General features: G+C 72.1%; 2 protein-coding genes and 1 pseudogene. All 3 read right to left on the reverse strand.

Annotation, left to right across the window (positions count from 1 at the left end):
- Positions 1-128 (reverse strand): annotated as a pseudogene (locus G3N61_RS39950) (SAM-dependent methyltransferase); the annotation flags it as partial.
- 1269 nt (positions 129-1397) lie between these two features.
- Positions 1398-2522, reverse strand: a complete 1125-nt coding sequence (locus G3N61_RS38190) for a VWA domain-containing protein (protein WP_089452936.1) — start codon at positions 2520-2522, stop codon at positions 1398-1400.
- A 100-nt stretch (positions 2523-2622) separates the two neighbouring features.
- Positions 2623-3815, reverse strand: a 1193-nt coding sequence (locus G3N61_RS38195; protein WP_241018114.1) for a DUF5682 family protein, incomplete at its 5' end; no start/stop codon positions are given.

Here is a 3815-nt window from a genome sequence, read left to right on the forward strand (position 1 = left end):
TCGGTCGCGACGACCACGCCGCTGCCCAACGTGCGCAGCGCCTCGGCAAAATACAGCGTGGACACGCCGCATGAACTGCCGAGTTCGAGGATTCTCGCCGGTCGTTGCGAGAGCACCAGGTTGCGTATCGGGATCGGCGAACAGCACGCTCGCCCCCTCTTCCGCTTCGTCGGCCCACAGCTCGACGCCGAGCGACACCAGCCGCAGATGATCGAGTTCGACCTCGCCCTTCACGCCGATGCCGAGCATCTGGCGGGCCGGTACCGTGGCGCTGTCGGGCTGCGTCGCGGCGTCCCTCGCCGCGCGCAGGCGTGCCCACAGTTCGGCCAGCACGCGCACGAGCCGCAGCGGCTCGAAACGGCTGCTGCGCGCATGCTGCGCGAGCACGAGCTGCCAGGCTTCGTCGAGCGCGTCGTCGACCCACTGCCAGCCGCGCTCGCGCAGACGGCCGCGCAGCGACTCCACGCGCGCGGCCAGCGCGATCGGCGGCTGGCTCGAACCGTCCAGCCACAGGGCGTGTACCAGCCCGTCGAGGTCGGCGATCAACGCACGCGCCGCGTCGTCGCGCAGCGGTGAACGGTCGTCGTCGCTCTCCGCTTCATTGCCGGCCGGCGGGCGCACCTCGACGATCGTCTCCGTTGCGCCGTCGGCCGGTGTACCGGCCTGGCGAAACGCCCAGACGGCCACCACGACGTGCGCGCAGCCGCTACCCTGCCGGCAGTCGCAGCGCGCATGCGCGAGCGAGCGCCGCGAGAAGAACCGCACGGTGCACATCGGCAGGCGTGCAATCGGCGACGACTGCGCGTCGGACCACGGCTGCACGGCCACGACGGGGCGCGCGACCGCGAGGCGCGCGGCCTGTTCGAGCACCGACGGCGCGAAACTCGCCGCCAGCGCGGCATCGTCGAAATCGGCCGGGCTCCATGCGCGATCCGCGGACGACGTGCCATTCGTGTCGTTGTCCGATGACGCATCGTCCGGGCCATCGCGCGTTTCGCCGTGCGTTGCGTCGTTCGGATCGCGGATCGATTCGTCGCGCGGATCGGCCTGCCCCGCCTTGCCGTCTCCGCCTGCATGTCCATCGCCCGACGCAGCCGCTTCGGCCGCTTCGTTCGCCGGCGTACTCGCCTGATAGGCCAGCACCAGCATCACGCGATGCCGGCACATGCCGCTCGCGGTGCAGCTGCACGCCGCATCGCGCAAGGTCCGCCCCGGCGGCAGGCTGGTCCGCACGCCGTCGTCGAACGACGCATGCACCGTACCGTCGCCGTCGACCGCCAGCGCAGGCATCGCGCCGGCCGCGACATCCTTCTGTGCGCGCTTGACGAACCCGGCGTTGGCGAGCGCGGTCAGCGCCTCCGGCGTCAGTTCGAGCAGGTCGTCACGCATCGGCGCGCTCATCCCTGCACCTTCTCGGCGAGCCACGCGGCCAGTTGCCCGGGCGTCATCGCGCCGACTTGCGCGCCGGCGTTCACGAGCCGCGCGGCCATCTCGCGGTCGTACGCGGGCTCGGCCGCCGAATCGAGCGCGGCCAGCCCGAGCACGCGCGCGCCGCTCTCGGCCAGCGCCTTCACGCGGCGCACGAGTTCGTAGCCGCTGCCGCCTTCGTAGAAATCGCTGACGAGCACGACGACCGTGCGCGCGGGATTCGCGACGCAGGATTGCGCATACGCGACGGCCTTCGCGATGTCCGTGCCGCCGCCGAGCTGTACCTTCATCAGCAGCTCGACCGGGTCGGACACGTCGGCGGTCAGGTCGACCACCGATGTGTCGAAGGCCACGAGCCGCGTGCGCATGCCCGGCAATTGCCACAGACACGCGGCCATCACCGCGCTGTGGATCACCGAGTTGACCATCGACCCGCTCTGGTCGACGAGCAGCACGATGTCCCACGGCTCGACCTGGCGACGCGTGCGGCTGTTGAAAACCGGCGTGTCGAGATACAGCTTGCGCCGCTCGGGATGCCAGTGGCGCAGGTTCGCGGCCAGCGTGCGCGTGTAGTCGAAATTGCGCGCGATCTTCATCCGCGAGCGCCGGCGCCGGTCGCGCGTGCCGCTGAAGGCCTGCCGCACTTCGGTCGCCAGCCGCTCCATGATGCGCCGGACGACTTCGGCCACCAGCCGCCGCGCGGCCGCCAGCACCTCGGGATTCATCAGGTGCTTGGTGTGCAGCACGGCGCGCAGCAGCGATTCGGACGGCTCGATCCGCTCCAGCACGTCGAGGTTCGTGACGACTTCGTCGATACCGAAGCGCTCGACCGCATCGCGTTCGAGCCGGTCGATCACCTCTTTCGGAAACAGCGTGTGGATCGCGTTGATCCAGTCCGGCGTGCTCAGCGCGGACGGCCCGAGGTTGGCACCGCGCTCGCCACGCTGCGCGCGGTCGCCGTCGCGGCCGTACAGCCATTCGAGCGCCGCATCGGCGGCCTGTGCATCGGCACCGGGCGTGCCGCACGCGGCTTCGGCCGGTTCGCCGAGCAGCAGCCGCCAGCGTTCGAGCGGACCGGGAATGTTCAGCGGCATGGCAGGACTCGTGGAAACCGCGCCGCGCGGTGCCATGACGGCGCGACCTCGGGGTGAAGGAAGGAGAAGCCGGGCGCGTGGCGGCCCGTTGATCGGCGCGTCACGATGCCTCCGGATCGGGCGTCAGCCCCCAGCGCCGCAAGCGGCCCAGCACCTGTGCCTCGATGCGTGCCGCGTGCGCGGCCGCCTCAGGCGATGCCTCTTCCGCGTGCCGCTCGGTCAGCACGCGTCGCGACAGGTGGGTCGCCTGGTGCAGCGCGAGCACCTGATCGGCAAGCCGCCCGCGCTCCTGCGGCGGCAACCACGCGAACGCGCCGCGCAGCCCCGGCAGCGCAAGCACGAAATCGGCATCGTCGAGTGCGCGCACGGTCGCATCCATGCCCGCGACGAACGCGGGCGCGCTCGCCAGCGTCTCGCGCGCCAGCGCCAGCAATCCGCCGAGCGCATCGCCGAGCGCGGCGGCCGGCATCGCCTGCAGCAGCGCCATCGCATCGTCGATGCCGGCGACGGGTTGACCGTCCTCGGCGCAGGCATGCGCGGCGAGATCAAGCAACGCCCCGAGCGCCGCGCCGCGACTCGCGGGTGCCGCCGCGGTATCGGCCGCCTTGCGCCGCCAGACGGCCAGCGCGCGCAACGGCTCGATCGCGAGCGGCGTGTGGGTGACGCCCTCGGCGCCGGCCAGCACGTCGGCCACGATCCGGCGCAGCGCGACGTGCCCCTGCACATGGGCATCGAGATCGCCCGGCGCCAGCGCGGCGGCCGGTTCGAGCAACCATAGCGCGCGATCGAAACCGGCCTCGACGACGATCCGCAACACCGGCGCATCGTGCATGCCGAGCAGATGGCCGTGACGCAGCAACGTATGCAGATTCCCGAGCGCCGGTGCGAGCGATTCGAAGCGCTGCTCGCGCGCGACCGCGTCGTGCAGCGTGCCCAGCAAGCTGTCGCTCAGTGCCGCCAGCCCGGCCCATGCGGCGCGGTTCAGCCCGTCCGCGAGCGGCGCGATGCGGCCGCCCGCCTCACGCAATTCATCCTCGAGCCGCGCGCGCGCCGCGTCGGCCAGCGTCGCGCCCCACGCGCCGGCTTCGATCAGCGCGGCCTGTTGCTCGAGCGGCTCGCCGAGCTGCCAGACCTCGTCGCGCTCGCCCGACATCGCAAGCTGCGCGCCCTGGCAGCGCACGATGCCTGGCACCCGCAGCAGCGCCAGCCGGTGCAGCACGCGGCTGCGCGCGCGACCTTCGTCGGTCAGCAGGTCGAGCGTCAGCGTGCCGCGCAGCACGATGCCGAGCGTGG

The sequence above is a fragment of the Burkholderia sp. Ac-20349 genome (genome assembly GCF_017104865.1).
In the GTDB taxonomy this organism is placed as follows: domain Bacteria; phylum Pseudomonadota; class Gammaproteobacteria; order Burkholderiales; family Burkholderiaceae; genus Burkholderia; species Burkholderia aenigmatica.